General features: G+C 63.2%; 21 protein-coding genes. 9 read left to right on the top strand and 12 right to left on the bottom strand.

From position 1 onward, the window contains the following. Nucleotides 1-23 precede the first annotated feature (23 nt). Nucleotides 24-953: an electron transfer flavoprotein subunit alpha/FixB family protein gene (locus tag SJY33_RS12410; RefSeq protein ID WP_379923080.1), complete on the top strand. Its 930-nt coding sequence runs from the start codon at nucleotides 24-26 to the stop codon at nucleotides 951-953. Between the two features lie 71 nt (nucleotides 954-1024). Further along, nucleotides 1025-1894, top strand: coding sequence for an energy transducer TonB (locus tag SJY33_RS12405; RefSeq protein WP_379923079.1), 870 nt, complete (start codon nucleotides 1025-1027; stop codon nucleotides 1892-1894). A 7-nt stretch (nucleotides 1895-1901) separates the two neighbouring features. On the opposite strand, the gene SJY33_RS12400 is transcribed toward SJY33_RS12405, so the two are convergent. The 6 genes from SJY33_RS12400 to SJY33_RS12375 form a co-directional block, all read right to left on the bottom strand. Further along, nucleotides 1902-3209: a DUF445 domain-containing protein gene (locus SJY33_RS12400; RefSeq protein WP_379923078.1), complete on the bottom strand. Its 1308-nt coding sequence runs from the start codon at nucleotides 3207-3209 to the stop codon at nucleotides 1902-1904. A gap of 64 nt (nucleotides 3210-3273) precedes the next feature. Next, nucleotides 3274-6825 (bottom strand): efflux RND transporter permease subunit, encoded by a 3552-nt coding sequence (locus tag SJY33_RS12395; RefSeq protein ID WP_379923077.1) that lies wholly within the window; start codon nucleotides 6823-6825, stop codon nucleotides 3274-3276. Between the two features lie 77 nt (nucleotides 6826-6902). Continuing rightward, complete coding sequence (locus tag SJY33_RS12390) at nucleotides 6903-8093, bottom strand: efflux RND transporter periplasmic adaptor subunit (protein ID WP_379923076.1); 1191 nt, start codon at nucleotides 8091-8093, stop codon at nucleotides 6903-6905. 195 nt (nucleotides 8094-8288) lie between these two features. Then, nucleotides 8289-8555: a GlsB/YeaQ/YmgE family stress response membrane protein gene (locus SJY33_RS12385; RefSeq protein WP_379923075.1), complete on the bottom strand. Its 267-nt coding sequence runs from the start codon at nucleotides 8553-8555 to the stop codon at nucleotides 8289-8291. A gap of 135 nt (nucleotides 8556-8690) precedes the next feature. Further along, the gene (locus SJY33_RS12380) at nucleotides 8691-8990 is read right to left on the bottom strand and encodes a DUF1153 domain-containing protein (protein ID WP_379923074.1); all 300 of its coding nucleotides are present in this window, start codon (nucleotides 8988-8990) and stop codon (nucleotides 8691-8693) included. Then, the gene (locus SJY33_RS12375; RefSeq protein WP_379923073.1) at nucleotides 8987-9436 is read right to left on the bottom strand and encodes a hypothetical protein; all 450 of its coding nucleotides are present in this window, start codon (nucleotides 9434-9436) and stop codon (nucleotides 8987-8989) included. The genes SJY33_RS12380 and SJY33_RS12375 overlap by 4 nt, the downstream gene beginning before the upstream one ends. Before the next feature lie 160 nt (nucleotides 9437-9596). Here SJY33_RS12375 and mnmA point away from each other — a divergent pair, with 160 nt between their 5' ends. After that, on the top strand, nucleotides 9597-10778 hold the full coding sequence (gene mnmA, locus SJY33_RS12370; protein WP_379923072.1) for a tRNA 2-thiouridine(34) synthase MnmA: 1182 nt from the start codon (nucleotides 9597-9599) through the stop codon (nucleotides 10776-10778). Here mnmA and SJY33_RS12365 read toward each other — a convergent pair. Next, entirely contained in the window at nucleotides 10775-11125 is a 351-nt protein-coding gene (locus SJY33_RS12365; protein WP_379923071.1) for a hypothetical protein, read from the bottom strand. The two genes, mnmA and SJY33_RS12365, sit on opposite strands and share 4 nt — an antisense overlap. Nucleotides 11126-11160: 35 nt before the next feature. Here SJY33_RS12365 and SJY33_RS12360 point away from each other — a divergent pair, with 35 nt between their 5' ends. Further along, nucleotides 11161-12306 (top strand): serine hydrolase domain-containing protein, encoded by a 1146-nt coding sequence (locus tag SJY33_RS12360; protein WP_379923070.1) that lies wholly within the window; start codon nucleotides 11161-11163, stop codon nucleotides 12304-12306. On the opposite strand, the gene SJY33_RS12355 is transcribed toward SJY33_RS12360, so the two are convergent. Then, nucleotides 12297-13124, bottom strand: a complete 828-nt coding sequence (locus SJY33_RS12355) for a PhzF family phenazine biosynthesis protein (RefSeq protein WP_379923069.1) — start codon at nucleotides 13122-13124, stop codon at nucleotides 12297-12299. The genes SJY33_RS12360 and SJY33_RS12355 overlap by 10 nt on opposite strands. A 7-nt stretch (nucleotides 13125-13131) precedes the next feature. Beyond that, nucleotides 13132-13806, bottom strand: a complete 675-nt coding sequence (pdxH, locus tag SJY33_RS12350; RefSeq protein ID WP_379923068.1) for a pyridoxamine 5'-phosphate oxidase — start codon at nucleotides 13804-13806, stop codon at nucleotides 13132-13134. 278 nt (nucleotides 13807-14084) lie between these two features. On the opposite strand from pdxH, the gene SJY33_RS12345 reads away from it, so the two are divergent. From SJY33_RS12345 to fabI, 3 genes are read left to right on the top strand one after another with little or no spacing between them, the layout of a single operon-like run. After that, the gene (locus tag SJY33_RS12345; protein ID WP_379923067.1) at nucleotides 14085-15086 is read left to right on the top strand and encodes a DnaJ C-terminal domain-containing protein; all 1002 of its coding nucleotides are present in this window, start codon (nucleotides 14085-14087) and stop codon (nucleotides 15084-15086) included. A gap of 18 nt (nucleotides 15087-15104) precedes the next feature. Next, nucleotides 15105-15986 carry a YihY/virulence factor BrkB family protein gene (locus SJY33_RS12340; protein ID WP_379923066.1) on the top strand — a complete coding sequence of 294 codons (882 nt, stop codon included), beginning with the start codon at nucleotides 15105-15107 and terminating at the stop codon, nucleotides 15984-15986. Further along, nucleotides 15987-16793 (top strand): enoyl-ACP reductase FabI, encoded by an 807-nt coding sequence (gene fabI / locus SJY33_RS12335; RefSeq protein WP_379923065.1) that lies wholly within the window; start codon nucleotides 15987-15989, stop codon nucleotides 16791-16793. Nucleotides 16794-16897: 104 nt separating this feature from the next. Here the strand turns inward: fabI and SJY33_RS12330 are convergent, their stop codons facing one another. From SJY33_RS12330 to SJY33_RS12320, 3 genes are read right to left on the bottom strand one after another with little or no spacing between them, the layout of a single operon-like run. Beyond that, nucleotides 16898-17008 (bottom strand): dTDP-4-dehydrorhamnose 3,5-epimerase family protein, encoded by a 111-nt coding sequence (locus SJY33_RS12330; RefSeq protein ID WP_379923064.1) that lies wholly within the window; start codon nucleotides 17006-17008, stop codon nucleotides 16898-16900. A gap of 26 nt (nucleotides 17009-17034) precedes the next feature. Next, nucleotides 17035-18669, bottom strand: a complete 1635-nt coding sequence (locus tag SJY33_RS12325) for a beta-3-deoxy-D-manno-oct-2-ulosonic acid transferase (RefSeq protein ID WP_379923063.1) — start codon at nucleotides 18667-18669, stop codon at nucleotides 17035-17037. After that, complete coding sequence (locus tag SJY33_RS12320) at nucleotides 18662-19492, bottom strand: inositol monophosphatase family protein (RefSeq protein ID WP_379923062.1); 831 nt, start codon at nucleotides 19490-19492, stop codon at nucleotides 18662-18664. The genes SJY33_RS12325 and SJY33_RS12320 overlap by 8 nt, the downstream gene beginning before the upstream one ends. Nucleotides 19493-19770: 278 nt before the next feature. Between SJY33_RS12320 and SJY33_RS12315 the strand changes: the two genes are divergently transcribed. Beyond that, entirely contained in the window at nucleotides 19771-20817 is a 1047-nt protein-coding gene (locus tag SJY33_RS12315) for an SIS domain-containing protein (protein WP_379923061.1), read from the top strand. Between the two features lie 17 nt (nucleotides 20818-20834). Beyond that, nucleotides 20835-21644 (top strand): 3-deoxy-manno-octulosonate cytidylyltransferase, encoded by an 810-nt coding sequence (locus SJY33_RS12310; protein ID WP_379923060.1) that lies wholly within the window; start codon nucleotides 20835-20837, stop codon nucleotides 21642-21644. The last annotated feature ends 16 nt before the right edge of the window (nucleotides 21645-21660 follow it).

The following is a 21660-nucleotide window of genomic DNA, read 5'->3' as shown; positions in this document are numbered from 1 at the left end:
CACACAGATAAGGAACTCAAGAGATGAAGACTCTCGTTCTCGTCGAACATGACAACACCAAAGTAAGCGACGCGACTCTCGCGGTCGTGACCGCTGCGGGCAAGCTGGGCGAAGTGCACCTGCTGGTCGCCGGTCACAATTGCGGTTCGGTTGCTGAAGCTGCCGCGAAGATCGCAGGCGTGGGCAAGGTCCACGTGGCCGATGACGGCGCCTATGCCAACGGCCTGGCCGAGAACGTCGCGCCGCTGGCGGCCGAACTGATGGGCCATCACGACGCCTTCCTGGCCGCTGCCACCACGCAGGGCAAGAACGTCGCCCCGCGCGTCGCCGCGCATCTCGATGTGATGCAGGTTTCGGAAATCCTGTCGGTTGAAGGCCCCAAGACCTTCACCCGCCCGATCTACGCCGGCAACGCGATCGCCACCGTCGAAGCGACCGATGAAAAGCTGGTCATCACCGTGCGCGGCACGGCGTTCGAAAAGGCTGCGACCGAAGGCGGTTCGGGCACGATCGAAGCCGTGGGCGGCGCAGGCGATGCCGGCACTTCCAGCTTTGTCAGTTCCGAAATCGCCAAGAGCGAGCGTCCCGAACTTACCAGCGCGAAGATTATCGTTTCGGGTGGCCGTGCGCTGAAGGATGCCGAAACCTTTGAAAGCACGATCACCCCGCTTGCCGACAAGCTGGGCGCAGCAATCGGTGCGAGCCGTGCGGCGGTCGATGCAGGCTACGTTCCCAACGATTACCAGGTCGGCCAGACCGGGAAGATCGTGGCTCCGGAAGTGTATTTCGCCATCGGCATTTCGGGCGCGATCCAGCACCTTGCCGGTATGAAGGACTCCAAGGTCATCATCGCGATCAACAAAGACGAAGATGCCCCGATCTTCCAAGTCGCCGATATCGGCTTGGTCGCGGATCTTTATACCGCCGTACCGGAGCTGACGAACGCGCTCTAAGTGCTTCATCAGATTTGCCTTTATTTTGAAACGGGCCTCCGGCAAGCTCCAAGCTTTCCGGAGGCTTTTTCATGCGTAACGTTATTTTCGCCGTCGCAGCGATTGGCTCTGCCCTCGCACATGTCCCTGCCAGCGCCGAACAGGTGGTGCTACAACCCGCAAGCCGCTGGAACGTGGACTTTGCCCAGAACAAGTGCCGCCTTGTTCGTCTGTTTGGCGACGGCAAAGATCAACACCTGCTCAGCCTTGAACAATACTGGCCCACGATCGAAGCCGGGCTTACGGTCGCTGGTCCTTCGGTCCGGCGGTTCCGCAGCGCCGAAGATGTTGATATCAGTTTTTACAACGGGCAGCAGCCGCAGGAACGCTCAGCCCTGATGGGAACCATCAAGGGCATAGGCGATGCCGTGGTCATCTCGTCGGTTCGGCTCGATGGACGCCGCCCCGATGATGACGCACCGAACGGCCCTGTTGGCCCCGATGCCATGGTGGCGATGGGCCAGCAGGCGAACATTCTCACAGTACGGCAGAAGTCGCGGGCGGTGTCTTTTGCGACCGGGCCGATGGACGATGCGTTCAGAGTGATGAACCGCTGCACGCTCGACCTGCTGCGCGAATGGGGTCTTGAACCCGAACGCCACCTGACCGCGATGAGCCGTCCTGTCTGGAACAACAAGGATGCGCTGAGCGCCAAGATCGCCGCGGTCTATCCACGTTCGGCATCCTATTCGGGATTGCAGGCGATCTTGCGGATGCGCGTGATCGTCGGTGCGGATGGCAAGGTCGAAAGCTGCGACATGATCGATGCGACCGAGAGCGAAGGCCTCAAATCGCCTGCCTGCCAGATCATGGAAAACGCCACCTTTGAACCTGCACGCGATGCCTCGGGCGCGCCGTTCCGGTCGTTCTATGCCACATCGATCATCTACCGCATGGGGTAACGCAGGTTCAAAGCACCACGGTGATGAGGAAATGCAAGCTCATCCCCACCAGCCCGCCGACCAGCGTGCCGTTGATACGGATGAATTGCAGATCGCGCCCCACAGCGCCTTCAACCCGGTCGGTGATTGTGCGTGCGTCCCAGCGTTTCACCGTCTCTGACACCAACCGCACAATCTGGTCGCCATAGCGGGTAGCGATGCCGACCATCGTGCGGCGGGCAAAACGGTTGATCTGCAGCTGAAGCCGCGCATCGGCCTGCAAGGCATGCCCCAATTCTGCCAGCATGTGCCGCATTTCTTCGCCCATCGCACTGTCGGGATCGCGCGCGCGGCGGATCAACGATTGGCGAATGCGTTCCCACACCCCGGTCCACCACACCGCAACCGCCGGGTTGGCGATCAGATCACGCTTTATCGCTTCGACGCGCTCGCGCGTTTCGGGATCGTGCTGCAAATCCTGGCCGAGCTTGGCCAGGCCCTCCTCGATCTTGGCGCGCAATGGATGATCGGGATTGACCAGCACTTCGGCCAGCAGCTTGTACAGGCCATCGAGCACGCTGGCAGAAATGGTCTTGTCGATCCCGGCCCAGCGCAACACACCGGCAATGCGCTGGTGGATGATGTCACGCAGCGTATCTTCGTTGTCTTCGATTGTAAGGCCCGCCCAGCGGATCACCCCATCGATGAGCGGCTGATGGCGCTTGTCGGCCATCGTCGTTTCGATCATCCGGCCTGCCAGCGGCGCAATGTCGAGCTTTGCCAGCTGGCTGGCAAGGCCGGACCGAACCTGATTGCCCAGCCTGTCGGGATCGAGCGATTCGAGCACTTCGGCCAGCAGCTCGGCGGCGCCCGATGTTATGCGCGATCGGTGGTCCACCACTTCGCCCCCGGGCGCGCGTTCGGGCGAGGCCACGAGAAACTCACCCGCAGCCTTGGCGATGTTCATCCCCGCCATCCGGCGGGCAACAACGGCAGGGGTCAGGAAGTTTTCGCGCAGGAATTGCGCCATGGTGTCAGCGATGCGATCCTTGTTTTCCGGGATGATTGCGGTGTGGGGGATCGGCAGGCCCAGCGGGTGCCGGAACAGTGCAGTTACCGCGAACCAATCAGCCAGACCGCCCACCATCGCGGCTTCGGCGAAGGCGTTAAGGTATCCCCAGGCCGGATGGCCTGTCGCAGCAAGGCCGTGCGTGGCGATGAAGATTACCGCCATCGCCGCCAGCATGCCGGTGGCGGTCCAGCGCATCCGCCGTGCGCGATCGACCGTCAGGGGCTGGCCGCCCAGCGTCAGGGGCCTCGTAAGATGCGTTGCCATCTGGATGCCTTAGCGCGGTTCGCGCGTGCCAGTCACGCACTAACCCACGGGGACTGCGCGGCGATTATTCGGCAGGCTCGCTGCCGGGGGGCAGCTTGGCAAGACCGGGGAAGGCGCGATCGGGCACGGCACCGTATTCGCGGTTTTCGTCACCCGGCTTGTAGGTCAGCATCCGCGAACGCAGCCACGGGCCGACACGCTTTTCGAAACTGTCGGCCAGGCTGAAACCGGCCGGCACAATCAGGAGCGTCAGCAGTGTCGACAACACCAACCCGCCGATCACCACGATCCCCATCGGCTGACGCCACGCGCCATCGCCTGAAAGCGACAAGGCGACCGGCACCATGCCCGCGGTCATCGCCACGGTGGTCATCACGATGGGCTGCGCGCGCTTGTGCCCGGCATCCATGATCGCATCGAGCTGCCCGACCCCCTTGTTCATCTCCTCGATGGCGAAGTCGATCAGCAGGATCGAGTTTTTCGACACGATTCCCAGCAGCAACAGAATACCGATATACACCGGCATCGATTGTGGTTGGCCCAGCAACCAGATCAGCAGAATTCCGCCAAGCGGAGCGAGCGCCAGTGATGTCATGTTGACCAGCGGGCTCATCAATCGCTTGTAAAGCAGCACCAGCACCGCAAACACCAGCAGCACCCCGGCAATGATCGCGATGATCAGATTGGTGATCAGTTCGGCCTGCCATTCTTCCTCGCCCACAACATCGCGGATGACGCCCACAGGCAGATCCTGCAGCACTGGCAGCGCGTCGATCTGCGCCTGTGCTTCGCCCTTCAGCACCCCGGCCGAAAGATCGGCGCCAACCAGCACACGGCGGTTCTGATTGTACCGCTGGATCGCGGTGGGGCCCGAACCGAAGGTGATATCGGCAACCCGGCTCAGCGGCACCGATCCGCCGCCTGCCAGTGGAACAGGCAGGTTTTCGATCGTGCGATAATCCGAACGCGCTTCTTCCGAAAGCCGCACCACAATCGGGATCTGGCGGTCCGACAGCGAGAATCGTGCGGCGTTCTGTTCAATTTCGCCCAGCGTCGCGATGCGGATGGTCTGCGACAGCGCAGCGGTGGTTATACCAAGATCCGCGGCGATCTTGTCACGCGGGGTAATGATGATTTCGGGACGGTTGAGATCCGCGCTGATCCGAGGTGCGACCAGCGACGGCAGCCCGCGCATCTGCTCGACCAACTGATTAGCGGTCTGTTCGAGAAGCACGGGATCGGAACCCGCCAGCATCACGGTCATGTCGCGGCCCGAACCAAAGCCGCCCGACTGCGACTGAAAGCGCACGCGCGCGTCGGGGAACCTGGCGAGCACGGGAGCAAGTTCACGTTCGAATTCCACCGAAGTGCGCGCCCGATCTTCCTTCAGTTTGACGAAGATCGAGGACGTATCGCCCAAGCGGATGCGTTCGAGCATTCGCTCGACCTCAGGTTCCTGACGCAGCCGATCGGCGACCGAATTGACCACCCGCTTGGTTTCCGTAAGCGTGGTGCCGGGCACCACTTCGATTTCCACCCGGCTGTTTTCGTCATCGATCGTTGGTTGGAACTGTCCGGGGATCTGGCCGAACAACACGATGGTGATGAGCAGCGAAAACCACCCGATGCCCAGCATCCAGATCCGGTGATCGTAGAAACGCGCAGTCATCCAGCGGCTGCCGCGCGCAAAGGCGCTGTCACCGCGGGCCGGCAGCTCGATCAGCTTGAAAACGGCAACAGCAGCAAGGAAGGACAATAGCGAAATCAGCAGCACGATGACGATTTCGAACAGCTTGGCGACAACCTTATAGGCAGTAGAATTGACATCGGCAGAGACGGCCGCGGCGATGTCCTTGTGCACTTCCAGGCCAATCAGACCCTTCCACGGCGGCGCAGCGCCCGCGCCCTGCGCCAGCGCGCCGGATACCGAACCGCTCGCCAGTTCGAACATCGCCAGCGCGGGCACCAGCAACAAGATGATAACCGTCAGCAAAAGCGCAGGCACATACAGCGCCCGGCGGCGCGGGCCGGCAAGGCCCACGCGCCGTGCAGCCATGCGGCCCGTGCTCAAGGTCCAGGCCAGCACGCGCATGTACGATGCAAGCGCGGGGCCTCCGCCATGGTCGGCATGACCCTTCGACTTGAGGAAATAGGCTGCCATCAGCGGCGTGATCATTCGTGCAACCGCAAGGCTCATCAACACCGCTATCACAACCGTGATACCGAAGTTCTGGAAGAACTGGCCCGATACGCCGGGCATCAGTCCCACAGGCAGGAACACTGCGACGATGCAGAAACTGGTGGCAACCACCGGCAGACCGATTTCGTCGGCGGCATCGATGCTGGCCTGATAGGCCGACTTGCCCATGCGCATGTGGCGCACGATGTTTTCGATCTCCACGATCGCGTCATCAACCAGCACCCCTGCCACCAGCGCGAGGGCCAGCAAGGACAGGAAGTTGAGATTGAAGTTCAGCATGTCCATGAAGAAAAAGGTCGGGATCGCGGATAGCGGGATCGCAACCGCGCTGATGAAGGTTGCGCGCCAGTCACGCAGGAACAGGAACACCACGACCACAGCCAGCACAGCGCCTTCCACCAGCGCCCAGATCGATGAATTGTACTGCCCGCGGGTATAGGTCGTGCTGGTCGAAAGCTTGATGAATTCGACGCCTTCGTTCTCGGCTTCGATCTTGTCCATTTCGGCAAGTGCGGCGTCGTAAACCGACAGATCGGACGCGCCGCGGGCGCGGTTCATGTAGAAGTTGACGACTTCCTTGCCATTCACTTCGCTGATCGAACTGCGCTCGGAAAAACCGTCGCGCACCGTGGCGATGTCCGCCAGCCGCACGCTGCGCCCGCCGCCCAACTGGATCTGGGTCTGCGACAGTGCATAGGCCGTGTCCGAGTTGCCGAGCACGCGCAGCGATTGGCGGGTGCCGCCGATTTCGGCAAGACCGCCTGCCGCATCCAGATTGCCCTGACGCAGCGCGCCGTTGATCTGCGAGGCTGTGACTCCGAAGGATTGCATCCGAGCCGGGTCAAGGATCACCTCGATCTGCCGATCGACCCCTCCGAACCGACCCACTTCGGCCATGCCGTCGATCTTGAGCAGGCGCTTGGCGACGGTGTCGTCGATAAACCAGCTCAACTGTTCAAGCGTCATATCGTCGGCTTCCACCGCGACATAGCCGATCGGTTCGCCGACGACGTTGACCTTTTGTACCCGCGGTTCAAGGATGCCGTCAGGCAGGCTTCCGCGCACCCCGTCGATGGCGGTTTCAACCTCGTTCACCGCTTCGATCAGATTGGTGCCGATTTCGAATTCGACGAAGGTGTTCGATCCGCCTTCGCTGGCGGTGGACTGGATCGAATTGACGCCGTTGATCGATCGCAGAGCGCTTTCGACCCGCTGCGTGATCTGGTTTTCAATCTCGGTCGGGGATGCGCCCGGCTGGGCGATGTTGACCACGACTGCCGGGAATTCGACATCCGGATTGTTGGTCACATCCATCCGCATGAAGCTGACGATCCCGGCAAACAGGATGCCAGTGAACAGCACCAACGGGATTACCGGGTTGCGGATCGACCAGGCCGAGATGTCGCGAAGTGCCATGATGTTCCTGCCTGTTTTAAGCCGGTGCTGCGCCTGCCCCTTCAGTTACGCGGACCCCGCGTGAAGGATGGACGACCTTACTTCTTGAGAGGTTGCGGGTTGACCGTTTCGCCGGCGTTGAGGAAGCCCCCGGCGCGCAGCACCACGGCTTCGGTTCCGGTAAGACCTTCGGTAATGGCGATGCCGTTTTCGGTTACCGCGCCAGTCTTGACTGCGCGGCGCGCGATCTTGTTATCTTTGCCCACGACATAGACGAAGCTGCCGTCACCATCGGCCAAAACGGCGCTTTCCGGCAGAACCGTCGCGGTAAAGCTGCCCGAATTGAGACGCGCCGTGGCAAAGCCACCGGGCCGCAATTCCGGTGCGAAACTCAGCGCGATACGCGCCGTGCCTTGCCGCGTGGTCGCATCGATTACCGGTGCGACCTGCCAGACCTGACCGGAAAAGCTCTTGTCCGATCCGGTCGGAACGATGGTCGCGCTGGTGCCGACCGAAAGCTTGGCGAGCTGTTCTTCGGACAGCTGAGCGAGCATTTCCATCTCGCCGCCGCTGGCAATCGTGAACAGTGGCGGGCTGGCTCCGCCCACTGTCTGACCGGGTTCGACATTGCGGGCAAGGACATAGCCTGTCGCCGGCGCGTAGATATTGAGCCGTTCGTTGCGCGCGCGCTGTTCGCCAAGCTGCGCCTGCGCAACCTTGACTCGCGCTACTGCGGAATCGCGCACCGCGGTCAGCCGGTCGATATCGGCCTTGGAGACAAATCCGCGCGCAACCAGCTGTGCTGCACGATCCAGATTGGCTTCGGCCAGATTGGCATCGGCGCGGGCGACATCGATCTGCGCCGCCTGCGCGTTGGCCTGCTGGACCTGCACACTGCGATCGATCACGGCGAGAACCTGGCCTTTCTGCACCCAGTCCCCGGCATCCACGGTCACACGCAGCACCTGACCACCTTCGCCTACAACACCCACGGGCAGCGGGCGGCGCGCAGCCAGTGTACCGGGCGCTTCGATTTCACCGGCCACCCGTGTGGTTCCGGGCGTTACCACCGTAACCGAAGGGGCCTGTGCATTGTCATCGGCAACCGCGACCGGTTCACCACCAGCAAACGCGAAATAGCCGGCGATCAGCAACAGCAGCACAAACAGGCCAAGACCGCCGACAATCAGCCACCGCGGGATCCTGGGCGCATCAAGCGAGCGCGCACCGGAATATTCGGTGGTGACGCCGTCTGCGGCTTCGGCCGTGATCGTTGTTTCGTAATTCATCGCCATTCCCTCACCCGGCGCATGATCGTGTACAGATCAATCCGGCCCCGAGTGTATTACTCGTATAAGTCACCAACTGCAACGCCTCATAGAATGTCAGGCCTGGCGCTGCAATGCGCACATCGACAGGTGACTTTCAGCCTAGACGAAGAGCGCAGGCGTGGTTTGTCCGGGTGAGAGAGCGGCAGTGGTAAGTTAGCGGACCCGGCCGCGCTGGAACAGGTTCACAATGGCCAGCAGGACAATCGCCCCCAGCAACGCGACCAGCAGCCCGGTGATCGAGAATTCCTGCACGCTTCCACTGATGCCCAGCAGCGGCCCGGCAATCAGATTACCGACAACCGATCCGATGCAGCCCACGACGATATTCAGTACGATCCCCATCGAGGCATCGCGGTTCATCACCTTGCTAGCCAGCCAGCCGGCGATCCCGCCGACAATCAATGCGACAATCCATCCCATAATGTATCTCCACATAGGGGCAGCGCATGCAGAAATTTCCCGCGGTGCCCCGAAGTGATGGTGCCGCTGAACGGCACAAGCCCGCAACGCCTTGCGGGCGAAGCGGGCTTGCAGCGCGATGAACCGAGATGAACGTCAGTACTTCAGCTGGCGTTCGTACAGATCTCGGTAATGCTGGATCTTGGTGACACGCAGACCGTGCATGCCCGATCGGTCGACAGCCCGCTGCCACGACGCGAATTCTTCAAGCGTAAGACCATAGCGCGCCAGCGCTTCGTCAAGCGTCAGCAGCCCGCCATTGACGGCGGCCACCACTTCGGCCTTGCGGCGCACAACCCAGCGCTTTGTCTGCGGCGATGGCAGGTCGGCTATCGTCAATGGTTCGCCAAGCGGGCCGATGACCTGTGCGGGGCGGATATCCTGGTTTTCAATCATTGCTTGTCTCTCGCATCGCCACGCGGCGCGTCGGAAGATGGTCTTCGCGGTTCGCCCGGGCGGTTAGCCTCGCCAGATCCAACCCTAGCGCCCAAGGCTTTAGATTGCCCTAAAGCATCAAGGTTAACGTCTGGTTCGCTATCATCGAGAAGCGCGAAGTAACTTGCGGCCGCATCGCCAAAGCTGGCAGCGGCCACTTCAATCGGCGACTGCGATTCGGTCCGCAACAAAAGCCGCAGATCGCGTGCTGCGTTGAGCCGTGCGGTCAGCTCGCTCCATTCAACCGCACGCAAAGCCTCGGTGGCACGGCGCGGGTTGCGCGCAGGCAGGCGCTGTTCGGGACGCAAACCGCCTGACATTCGCAGACGGATCGATTCTTCGGAAGACTGATCCCCCGAACCCGCGCCAGCGAAGGCGCTGAAGGACTTGGCTTTTTCAAACATCATCCCCCTTCGTAACCCGATTGCGTCAAAATCCGGTAAAACCGGCATTTACCCCAACTTAGGAATAGTGCGGGGCATGAACGCAGCAAAGGTGCGGGGCAAAGCGGCGTCGGGCGGGCGCCACTGGCGAAACCGGCCGCGCGTCGCTATATCGCGCTCGCTCATGGAAACGCCTGCTCTTCTTCACCCCGGCCATCAGGCCGTGCCCGCTACTGGACCGGATGCCGCAGCGCTGTTCGATCTGCCCCGCGCTGCGACCGATTGCCGGATCGTTGTTGCGATGAGCGGCGGCGTCGACAGTTCGGTGGTCGCCGCGCTTGCCCATGCCAGCGGGGCGGAGGTGATCGGAATCACGCTCCAGCTGTATGATTATGGCGCGGCCACGGGGCGCAAGGGTGCATGCTGCGCGGGCGACGACATCCGCGATGCGCGCGCCGTGGCCGACCGGCTGGGCATCGCGCACTATGTCTTCGATCACGAAAGCGCCTTCCGCGAAGACGTGGTCGAACAGTTTGCGGACGAATATCTTGCCGGGCGCACGCCTGTGCCCTGCATCCGCTGCAACATGGGGCCCAAGTTCACCGACCTGTTCCGCATGGCGCGCGAGCTGGGGGCGGATTGTCTCGCCACCGGGCACTATGTCCGCCGGGTGACGGGCGCAGACGGGGTGGAACTGCACCGCGCCTTCGATCCGGCGCGCGATCAGTCGTACTTTCTGTACGGTACCACCGAAGCGCAGCTGGAATATTTGCGCTTTCCCTTGGGCGGCATGCCGAAGCCGCAGGTCCGCGAACTGGCCGAAGCCGCAGGCCTGCGCAACGCCGCCAAGCCCGATTCGCAGGACATATGCTTCGTTCCCGATGGCAATTATGCCAAGATCGTCACCAAGGTGCGGCCCGAAGGCGCAGCGCCGGGCGCGATCGTCCACGCCGCCACTGGCGAAACGCTGGGGACACACAAGGGCATCGTTCACTTTACCGTGGGCCAGCGCAAGGGTTTGGAAATCGGCGGTCAGGCTGAACCGCTTTATGTCATCGGGCTTGATGCGGGAGCCCGCGAGGTGCGGGTCGGGCCCAAGCGGATGCTGGCGGTTCACGCCGCACACCTTACCGAAACCAATCGCATCGGGCCCGTCCCCGATGTCGCGCTGACCGCCAAGGTGCGCAGCCTTGCCAAGCCGGTGCCCGTGACGCTGGAAGGCGCGCTGGGCGATGGCGCGGCGGTCACGATCCGCTTCGATGCGCCTGAATACGGCGTCGCGCCGGGGCAGGCCGCGGTGATCTATGCCGGGGACCGTGTAGTCGGCGGCGGGTGGATCGCGTCGACCGAGAAGGTCAGCGCCTAACCGTCCCAAGGTTCCAGCACGCAGCCATAGCCTTCGCGGTAGGTGGCGGTTGCTTCGGCTACCAGTGGGAAGCGTGCGGTGACGCTTTGCGCTTCGGGATCGTCTCGCAAGGTTACCGCTTCCATCCCGGCCAGCTTGTCCTTCGCGCAATCCTTGAGAGTGCGGCCCGCGACAAAGCGGCATGAACAGCCCACCCGCGCCGAATAGGCCGCGGCAATCCCGCCATAACCGCGGATCGGTTCGCGGAACGCCCACGCGGCAAGGCCCACCCCCAGCGCGGCGATTGCCAGCAGCCAGAGACCCCAGTGAGAACGGCGCGCAGTGCCGCGGGTGGATGAATTCGCCATTGCCAAGCCTTCGCGCATCGGGAATTGGGGCCGGGATGACCCGTGGATCGAAGGCCCTTAATCGCGCAGCCCTGCTCGCGCCAGCCCTGCTGATGTTCACCGCCTGCGAGCGCGCACCGGACGGCCAAAGCGCCTTGCCCGATGCCGCGCTGGCCGCGGTGACCGATAATGCGGGCGCCCCCAAAGACCAGCTGGCGCGCGAAATCGACGATCTGTTCAGCGCGCCCGATCTGGGCGAAACCCGCGCCGTGGTGGTGATGGCGAACGGCGAACTTGCCGCCGAACGCTATGGCCCCGGATATGACAGGGACACCCGCTTCATCAGCTGGTCGATGGCCAAGACCGTAACCGCGGTGCTGATCGGGATGCTGGTTGCCGATGGCAAGCTCAGCCTGGATGACCCCGCACCTGTGCCCCTGTGGCAACGCCCCGGCGATCCGCGGGCCGACATCACCGTGCGCCAGCTGCTGCAGATGCGCAGCGGATTGCGGCACACCGAAGCCGGCGACCCCCCTTACGAATTGAGCGAAGTCAGGATGCTGTTCCTTGACGGGCGCGGCGACATGGCAAAGTGGGCGATGGAGCAACCGCTGGAAGCAGAGCCTGGCAAGCAGTTCGAATATTCCTCTAACACCAGCGTGATCCTTGCCGATATTGCCGCCCGCGCGTTGACCGCCAGTACCGCACCAGAAATGCGCCGCAAGGTCGTGGCGGGGTATCTGCAGGAGCGGCTGTTCGGCCCGCTGGGCATGACATCGATGGTGCCCGAATTCGATGCGTCGGGAACGCTGATCGGTGGCAGCCTGATGCATGCCAGCGCCCGTGATTGGGCACGGCTGGGCGAGTTCCTGCGGCGCAAGGGCCGCGCACCAGGCGGCGAACAGCTTGTTCCGCAACGCTGGGTCGACGCGATGCTGACGCCGTCTCCTGCCAGCCCGCATTACGGCTTCCAGATCTGGCTGAACCGCCCGATTCCCGGCACGCCCGCCAGCGACCATCCGCTGTTCCCCGATCGCGCACCGGACAGCCTGTTTTCGCTGATCGGACACATGGGGCAATATGTGCTGGTTTCGCCCAGCCAACGCGTGACCGTGGTGCGGCTGGGCCATTCGGACAGCGCCGAACGCCCGCCGATGCTGCAACAGGCGGCCGATATCCTCGACCTGTATCCTCAAAGGTAGAAGCGGCCTTCGACCACTGTGACGCAGGGCCCGCCAAGCCAGGCGCGATCGCCCGCGTCGTCTTTGGCCAGCCGCAGCGCCAGATTGCCGCCGCGCGTGCTCGCCTGATGCGCGGTGAAGCTGTCCCGCCCCAGACGCTTTGCCCAGTACGGCGTCAGCGCCGCATGGGCCGAACCGGTGACGCTGTCTTCGTCCACCCCCCCGCCGGGCACGAACACGCGGCTGACGATATCCGTGGCGATGCCGGGCGCGGTGGCGATGAACTGGTCGGTGCCAAGCCGTTCCAGCCCGCGAATGTCGGGCGCAAGAGCGCGCACTGCCGCTTCGTTTTCATAAAGGTAGATGTTGTAGCCAAGATCTGACCGGGCAATGTCACGCGGTTCCGCGCCGAGCAGGCGGATCGCGTCGGCCTGATGGCTGGCGGTGTCCGGCGTGGTCGCAATCGCGGGGAGCGCAAGTTCGTATCCGCCTGCGGCCCTTACCACTTCGAGCACGCCTGACTGGCGCGTGCGGAACGTCACCCGATCGCGCGCCTGCCCTTCGGCATCGCGGGTCAGCAGCACATGCCCGCTGGCGAGCGTCGCATGGCCGCATAGCGCGATTTCATAGGTGGGGGTACACCAGCGCAGCTCCCAATCAGCTTCTCCGGTGGCATCGCGCACCACGAAGGCGGTTTCGGCAAACAGGTTTTCCGCGCCGATCGCCACCAGCACATCATCAGGCAGCCATTCGTCCAGCACCATCACCGCCGCCTGATTGCCGCCAAAGGGGCGCGATGCGAAGGCATCGACATGCCAATAGGGGATTGTCTGTGTCATCGGGGCCTCATGGATAAAGCAGCGTATCGGACCATGCCGCATCGGCCGCATCGCGGATGAATTCACGGCGGTCGTGCAGGCGGTTGTCGCGATCGATCCAGAATTCGATCCGCCGGGGTGACAGTGTGAATCCGGTCCAGTGCGAAGGGCGCGGCACCTTGCCTTCGGCTTCGTGGGCGGCCCACAGTTCCTGCACGCGGTCCAAATAGGTCTGGCGTTCGGGCAAGGGACGCGACTGGTCGCTCGCCGCGCTGCCGACCTGGCTGGTGTAGGGGCGCGAGTGGAAATAGGCATCGGCGCGTTCGGGGCTGACTTCGATCAGCGGGCCTTCGATGCGGATCTGACGGCGCAGGCTCTTCCAGTGAAACAACAGTGCCGCCTGCATGTTGGCGCGGATCTGATCGCCCTTGCGGCTTTGCGCGTTGGTGAAGAAGGTGAAGCCGCCGCCTGCCATGCCTTCAGGGTTTTCTCCCGCGCCGTGACCCTTCAACAGCACCATTCGCACTGATGGCGCAGCGTCCGCCGTGGCCGTGGCGAGCGCCATCGCGTTGGGATCGTTGATTTCGCCCACCTGCGCTGCGGCGAACCATTCTTCGAACAGGTCGTAAGGATCAGCGCCGGCACGAATCACGCTATCGGCCAGTTGGGCATCGTCGAGCGCGTCAGCATGGGTTTCGTTCATCAAAATGCCCTTCAATCTGAAATGCGAGACAGATGAGACACTGTCCAGAAGCGCAAAAACCCTTCGCCGCACAGGATCGTTCCCGCAACTTGCGCATCTAGGCAGACCGATGCACGGGCGCAACGTTGGTGGCCAGACGCGGCGCTGTAGGAAAGCCCTGCCAGCACGGCGGGCGGGCTGCGTTCCTGCGGACTGCGTCCGGCAATCTTGCACATTGCGCAAGCCGGGACCGTGGTCCCCGCTTGCGTGTGCGCGCTGTCTCACCTAGCTAATACGCCATGCGTGACCCCTACAGCACCCTTGGCATTGCCCGAACCGCATCGGATGCCGACATCAAGAGCGCCTATCGCAAGCTCGCCAAGGAGCTTCACCCTGACCGCAACAAGGACAATCCCAACGCATCGGAAAAGTTTTCCGATGCGACGCGCGCCTATGATCTGTTGTCGGACAAGGCCAAGCGCGCGCAATTCGACCGCGGCGAAATCGATGCCGATGGCAACCCTGCCAATCCGTTCGCAGGCATGGGCGCACGGCCGGGTTATGGCCGCAGCGGCCCCTATGGCGGCGGGCCCGGCGGCGGGCCGGGCGGCGGGGATTTTGGCGGCTTTGGCGCGGATGATGTCGATCTGGGCGATCTGTTCGAAGGCCTGTTCGGCGGGCGTGCGCGCCAGCAGCAGGCGCAGCAGCAAGCGGCCGGACGGCGCGGTTTCGGCCGCCAGCCGCCCCCGCCCCCGCCCCGGCGCGGCGCGGATATCCAGTATCGGCTTGCCGTGCCCTTCGTCGAAGCCGCGTCGGGCCGCGATCAGCGTATCACGCTGGCCGATGGCAAGGCGATCAATCTGAAACTTCCCGCCGGTGTCGAAGACGGCACGATGATGCGGCTGAAGGACAAAGGCCATCCCGGCACCGGCGGCAATGGTGATGGGATCGTGATGATCGACATCGGCGCGCATCCCTTCTTCCGCCGCGACGGGGACAATATCCGCATGGATCTGCCGATCACCCTTGATGAAGCGGTGCGCGGCGCCAAGGTCAAATGCCCCACGGTCGATGGTGCGGTAATGCTGACCATCAAGCCCGGCAGTTCCAGCGGCACCGTGCTGCGGCTGGCGGGCAAGGGGTGGACCCGCAAGACTGCAAAGGCCGACGGCGCCGGGAATGAACGCGGCGATCAGCTTGTCACCATCGAAATCCAGCTTCCCGCCGATCTGGCCGCGCTGGAAACCCGGCTTGACGGCTGGGTCGATACGGCCCGCCCACGCGAGAAGTTCGGCCTGTAAGGGCCGGCTTGCGGCGGCGTGCCAGCTTTGTTGCCCCGTTCGCCCGGTTTTCTGCATGCGGGGCGTGTGGCGCGGCGCGTGGCGGTCGACACGTTCAATGACGGCTTCATCCACGCTGGCAATCTGGCCTATCTGTCGATGCTGGCCATCTTTCCCTTCTTCATCCTTGGCGCGGCGCTGTTCGATCTGATCGGCGGACGCGACAATGCCGAAACAATGGTGGCAGTGGTGGCGCGGGCGATGCCGGAATCGGTGGCCGCGGTGATCGTGCCGGTGGCCGAAACGGTCATCTATGCGCGGTCGGGCTGGTTGCTGTGGGCGGGGGCCGCGGTGGGGCTGTGGACCGTATCGAGCCTGATCGAAACGATCCGCGACATCCTGCGGCGCGCATACGACGCCGAAACCGGGCGGTCGTTCTGGCGCAAGCGACTGATTTCGGCAGGGCTTATTCTGGGCGCGGTGGTGTTGCTGATGCTGTCGCTGTTTGCGCAGGTGCTGATCGGCGGCGCACAGGAGGTGATCGATGCCGTCCTGCCGCAGCTTGGCAAATGGATCGGCGCGCTGCGCCTGTCGCGGATCGTGCCGGCGCTGGGACTGGCGGGGTCGTTATGGGTCCTGTTCGTCACGCTGACCCCCCGCGCCTATCGCGGGCGCAAGTGGCCCAAATGGCCCGGCGCCTTGTTTACGACGCTGTGGTGGCTCGCGGTCGCCGCTGCGCTGCCGGTGGTGCTGCGCAGCGTTTTCACCTATGATCTGACCTATGGCAGCCTTGCCGGAAGCATGGTGACGTTGCTGTTTTTCTGGCTCGTCGGGCTTGGCGTCGTTATTGGCGCTGAAGTGAACGCGGCTCTGGCGCACGAAGCGGCAGCCCTGGCAAAGCCACCCGAGGAGAATGGTTGAATGGACGGACTGATGCACGGCAAGCGGGGTCTCATCATGGGGCTGGCCAATGACAAGTCGCTCGCTTGGGGGATCGCCAAGAAGCTGGCTGAACACGGCGCCGAACTGGCTTTCTCCTATCAGGGCGACGCGCTGGCCAAGCGGGTCAAGCCGCTGGCCCAGCAGCTGGGCAGCGATTTCACCTTCGAATGCGACGTGTCCAGCATGGAATCGCTCGACGCGGCCTTCGCGGCGTTGAAGGAACGCTGGGACACCCTCGATTTCGTGGTCCATGCCATCGGCTATTCGGACAAGAACGAACTGCGCGGGCACTATGTCGATACCAGTCTCGACAACTTCCTGATCACGATGAACATTTCGGCCTATTCGCTGGTGGCCATCACGCAGCGTGCCGCAGCGATGATGCCGGACAGCGGCGGCACGATCCTGACGCTGAGCTATTACGGCGCGGAAAAGGTCATCCCGCATTACAACGTGATGGGCGTGGCCAAGGCGGCGTTGGAAACCAGCGTGAAATACCTCGCCAACGATCTCGGCCCACGCAACATCCGCGTCAACGCGATCAGTGCCGGACCGATCAAGACGCTGGCAGCGAGCGGCATCGGCGATTTCCGCTATATCCTCAAGTGGAACGAACTGAACGCACCGCTGCGCCGCAATGTCTCGATCGAGGATGTAGGCGGTGCGGGGCTTTACCTGTTGTCCGATCTGTCATCGGGGGTGACGGGCGAAACGCATCATGTCGATGCAGGCTATCATGTGGTGGGCATGAAGCAGGAAGACGCGCCCGATATCGCGCTGTCCTGACCGCCAGCGATCAGCCGCAGAGGCTGCGCCGCGCCAGCGCAAACGTGATGAGACAGGCGTCGCCCGCCTTTCGGGCCTGAACCCCGGAACGTCCTGGCCTCTGATCAATGTCTGATCGATCGTGGCCCAACGCATTGGTCAAAGGTTGGCGACGATTTGCGCAGATCGACCGCGACATCGTACACCGCGCCGCGCCCCATGATCTCTACAGCCATTGTGCCTTCATTGAGATAATGGCGGTTCAGCGCCACCCCATCAGCAATCTGGCCCGGCCTAACAATTCGCGCAGAATGATCCGGGGCGTTCGGATGTAGGCTTCGCCTTTGTCGATCCGTTCAAGCAACAGTTCGGGCGAACAGGGCAGACGTGTGACCGGGTCGATGTAGCGCGGGTACAGTATCAGTGTTGCGGCAACCATTTCGTCGAGCGATCGCCGCCGCGACCGGCGCTCCGGCACTGGCCCGAGATCGCGTGTCAGACCCCATCCTGCATAGAAAGGCACACCATGCGTCACGACTTCGCAGCCCCGCAGCAGGGCTTCGAAGCCGGCCAGCGATGTAATCACATGTACCGCATCTGCACGGGCCAGCAGTGCGGGCATCGACGATGTGCGATCAATCGCGTCGGCAAATGCCTGCACCTTGTCATCGGGCACATGACCCTTGCGGTGCCCGGCCTCGACATCGGGATGCGGTTTGAACACGATCCACGCGTCCGGTTCCAGCGCACGGGCATTCTGCAGGAGCGAAAAATTGTCGAGCCACGGGCCTCCGCACAGAACCGACCGATCATCTTCAACCTGGCCTGTCACCAGCACCACGCGGCGTTGTCCGCGTGGCAGGACGGATGCGGCATTGCGATCCTGCCCGTATTTGCCGATCCCGCGCTGTACAATCGTCGCGTGCAGACGCGCCGCGCGGGCGCAGGTGGCCGGGTCAATATCCGCATGTTGCAGGATATTTTCCAGTTCGCTGGGACGGGACGGGTCAAAGTGGGGCCCCAGAGCATCGACCGCAATCGACAAGGGCGGCACGCAATTTGCGCCAAGGCCGCTTGACCGGATCATGCCGTCCTCGATTTCGCCAACGGCGATATTCCGGTCGGAAAACTGCGCCAGCGCGTGCTCGTCGGTCCGCGCAACCCACGCCAACACGGTGTCGCCCGCCGCCAGTTCGCCCGGCCGCACGCTTGAACGGTGACGGATCGGGCCCGTGCCGTCCCACAGCAGCGGATCGGTGGTTACGCGTTTCCATCCGGCAACGCCAAAAATGGCAGCGAAGCGGCGGTTGGCTTCGATCATCAGGCGCCAGGCCGACAGTTGTTCGATTGCCGCAAGCACGCTTGCAGGCTGACCGGTAAACGGATCGACGTAATTCCAGCCATCCAGCACTTCGGCCTGGACGACATGCTCCAGCCCCCCGGCCTGTGCCAAGCGCGCGAACCGGCCTTTGCCGACAATGATGAGATCGCACCCCGCAAGCGCCCCGACGAGCGCCCAGTCGTCATCGGCATGGGCAATGATGCACCGCGCGCGGGCGCAAAGCGTCCAGGGATCGCTTGCAGCGGAAAAGAACGGGACATCCTCCCGGCCCTCGCCGCGCAAGGCGGCGCGGTCGATCAGCCCCTCGGCCCCGGCGGCGGCCAGCACCGCTTTGCGGCCCTGCGGCGTCGACGCGCAAAGCAGGACATCGCGATTATCGGGAAGCTGGGCGTCGCCAAGCCAGAAAGTCCCGCCAACGCGTGCACCGCGCAAGGCCGCCACGATGTCCCCTGCCGTCTCTTCTCCAGCATAGGCAGCGGCAGCAGCATGAGCGAGGCTGGCGGATCGACTGCGCGGAAATGGGGGTATGCGCAGGAAGGGAAGCCTATCAGGCAAGGTGCGCTCCGGCCAGCAGCACTCCGGCCGTATCGAGACACAACGCCACGTCGTCCCATCGGCGCTGACAGCTGGCGATGACAAGGCCCGAGTCCGGAGCGCCGCAATGGTAGGCGGTGCCATCCTGCCGCCGCGCAACCCCGCCTGCTTCCTCAACAAAGACAACGCCAGCCGCATGATCCCAGGCGATTGTGCGGGTGAACAGGGTCGCATCATTGCCGCCCGCGGCGACCCGGGGATACTGGTCGGCAGCGCAGCGCGGACTATCCACGACATCAAAGCGACCGGCAAGCACATCGATCAGCGCGTCGCGGCGCTCGGGCTGCGCAAATAGTCGGGTCACCGCGACCGTGGGCCTGCCGCCCCGCCGCAAAGGTGATCGAAAAGGCTGGCCATCGACAAAGGCGCCGCGTCCGCGATGCGCGCTGCACAACCGGTCTGTTACGGGATCATAAATCCATCCGGCAACCGGACGGCCGTGTTCGGCCAAGGCCACCAGCATTCCAAACGGGGCAAGTCCCTTCGCAAAATTTCCCGTGCCGTCGAGCGGATCTATGATCCAGCACGTTCCCTGGGAAAGCAGGTCCGACAATGCGGGATCGAAATGCACCGCCTCTTCGCCCACCACATGCGCACCGGGGATAAGCGCGGCGAGCCGGTCGTGCAGGATCTGCTCGCTTTCGCGGTCGGCAGCGGTAACCGCTTCGCCGGCAACCTTGAAATCGGCATCGATCGGCCGCCCCGGCGCAAAGCGAGGCAGGATCGCCACTCTCGCCGCTTCGCGCAGGGCTTCGCTCACAGACTTGTCGAGACTGGCGTTCAAGCGTCTGGTTCCAATTGCCTTGTTGCAGATTTGCACATGTGGTGTGCCGGGCGCGTCTGGCCAGCAGCGGCACAACTGCCGATATGCACTCCTGAACCTTCGCCTTCGCCGCTGCAACCCCGCTCCGCGGTTGCGACGGGCCGCACTTAATACGCGGCCATGCGAAGTTTCCTTGTGTCTCATGCAGTTGCAACGATATTCGCATCCGTGCGATAGGCCCGTCATTCGGCTGGAGCAATCCAGAGCGAAACTACTAAACGCCAAGAAATGCGGAACTTATGAACGCCAAGAAACCGAACGTGATCAAAGCTCTGGACGTGACCCCCCTGGAAACCACCGTGATGCTGTCACATTCGGATGACGCGGCGATTTTGGCGCGCGGCGCTGAAGTTGTGCGAACCGAGCGGGAAGCGCTCTCGATGCTCGAAGACTCGCTCGATGACAGCTTTGTCGAGGCATGTCGGACAATCCTGGGTGCCAAAGGTCGTGTCATCGTAACAGGTATGGGCAAGTCGGGCCAGATCGGGCGCAAGGCCGCAGCCACCTTTTCGGCTACGGGAACGCCATCATTCTATGTCCATCCGGGCGAAGCAGCGCACGGCGACCTCGGGATGATGGTGCCCGGCGATGTGCTGCTGGTGATCTCGAATTCGGGCAGCACGGCCGAATTGCAGGCCATTTTGTTCCGCGCCAAGGCTATCGACGTGCCGGTGATCGGGATCGCTTCGCGCAGGCAATCGCCGGTGATGGGTAGCGCCAAGGTCAAACTTTGCCTTCCCGCGGCCAGAGAAGCCTGCAGGGCCAACATCGCCCCAACCACGTCGACCACGCTGCAACTTGCTTTGTGCGACGCGCTGGCGATGGCCGTGATGGACATCAGAGGCTTCACGCATGACGGCATGAAGATGCTGCACCCCGGCGGCGCGATCGGTATGCGCCTGCTTCCGGTCAAGGATTTCATGCATCGCGGGCTGTCCATGCCTCTCGCCACTGTCGAGACGCGCATGCACGAAGTCATTTCTGTCATGACGTCGCGGGGTTTCGGGATCGCGGGGATCGTCGACGAGGAAGGCTTCCTGCTGGGCGTGGTGACCGATGGCGACTTGCGCCGACACTTCGATTCCTTGTCGACCGTGTCAGCCCGCGAGGTAATGACCGCGATGCCCAAGTGTCTTGATGGCGAGATGAGCGCAGAGGCCGCGCTCGAAGTGCTGAACGACCTGAAGATCACGGCGGCGTTCATCGTTGAGACCGACGCAGAAGGCCGCCGCAAGCCGCAGGGCGTTGTGCACATCCACGATTTCGTTCGCATCGGTCTCGGCTGACCGATATAGGCAGGCACATGCCGACCCCCAGTTTCGCCATCATCATACCGGCTCGCTACGCGTCGACCCGGTATCCCGGAAAGCCGCTGGTCAAGCTGCGGGGAGCCGGGGGCGAACCCAAGATGCTGATCCAGCGGAGCTGGGAATGCGCCATTGCCGTCGATGGCTGCACCGGTGTGTGGGTGGCGACCGACGATGATCGCATCGCAGATCACGTCACCGACTTTGGCGGTCAGGTTGTGATGACGGCTGAAAGCTGCGCCAATGGGACTGAACGCTGCGCCGATGCGATTGCCCGGTTGGGCGATGTGGCGGACATTATCGTCAATCTACAAGGCGATGCGCCGCTTTCGCCCAGCCACGTCGTGCGCGATCTTGTTGCGAGGCTCGATTCCGAACCGGAACTGACGATGACCACGCCGGCGGTGCGGTGCTCGCGCTCGGTCTATGCGCACCTGGCTGAAGACGCCGCCAATGGGCGCGTCGGAGGCACCACTGTGGTTGGCACCAGCACGGACCGCGCGCTCTATTTCTCCAAGCGTCTTGTCCCCTATCTGTCTGAAAAGGATGCGCAGGCGGAGTTTCCGCCAATCAGCTTGCACCTTGGCCTTTACGCCTATCGCCCCGATGCGCTGCGGCTTTATAACGGCGCGCAGGCCAGCCAGCTCGAGCAACTCGAAGGGCTGGAGCAATTGCGCTTTCTCGATCTGGGCCTGGCCGTGGGCCTTGTTCATCTCGACCCGCTGGCCTGGGACTCCATCGAGCTCAACAATCCCAGCGACGTTCCGGTGATTGAGCGCATTCTCGCCGAACGAGGCATCGCCTGAGGCGGTCCCGCGGCAA

The sequence above is a fragment of the Erythrobacter sp. R86502 genome (assembly GCF_042466465.1).
In the GTDB taxonomy this organism is placed as follows: Bacteria; Pseudomonadota; Alphaproteobacteria; order Sphingomonadales; family Sphingomonadaceae; genus Erythrobacter.
The sequence above is the reverse complement of the archived record's forward strand: the minus strand, read 5'-3'. Positions and strand labels throughout refer to the sequence as shown.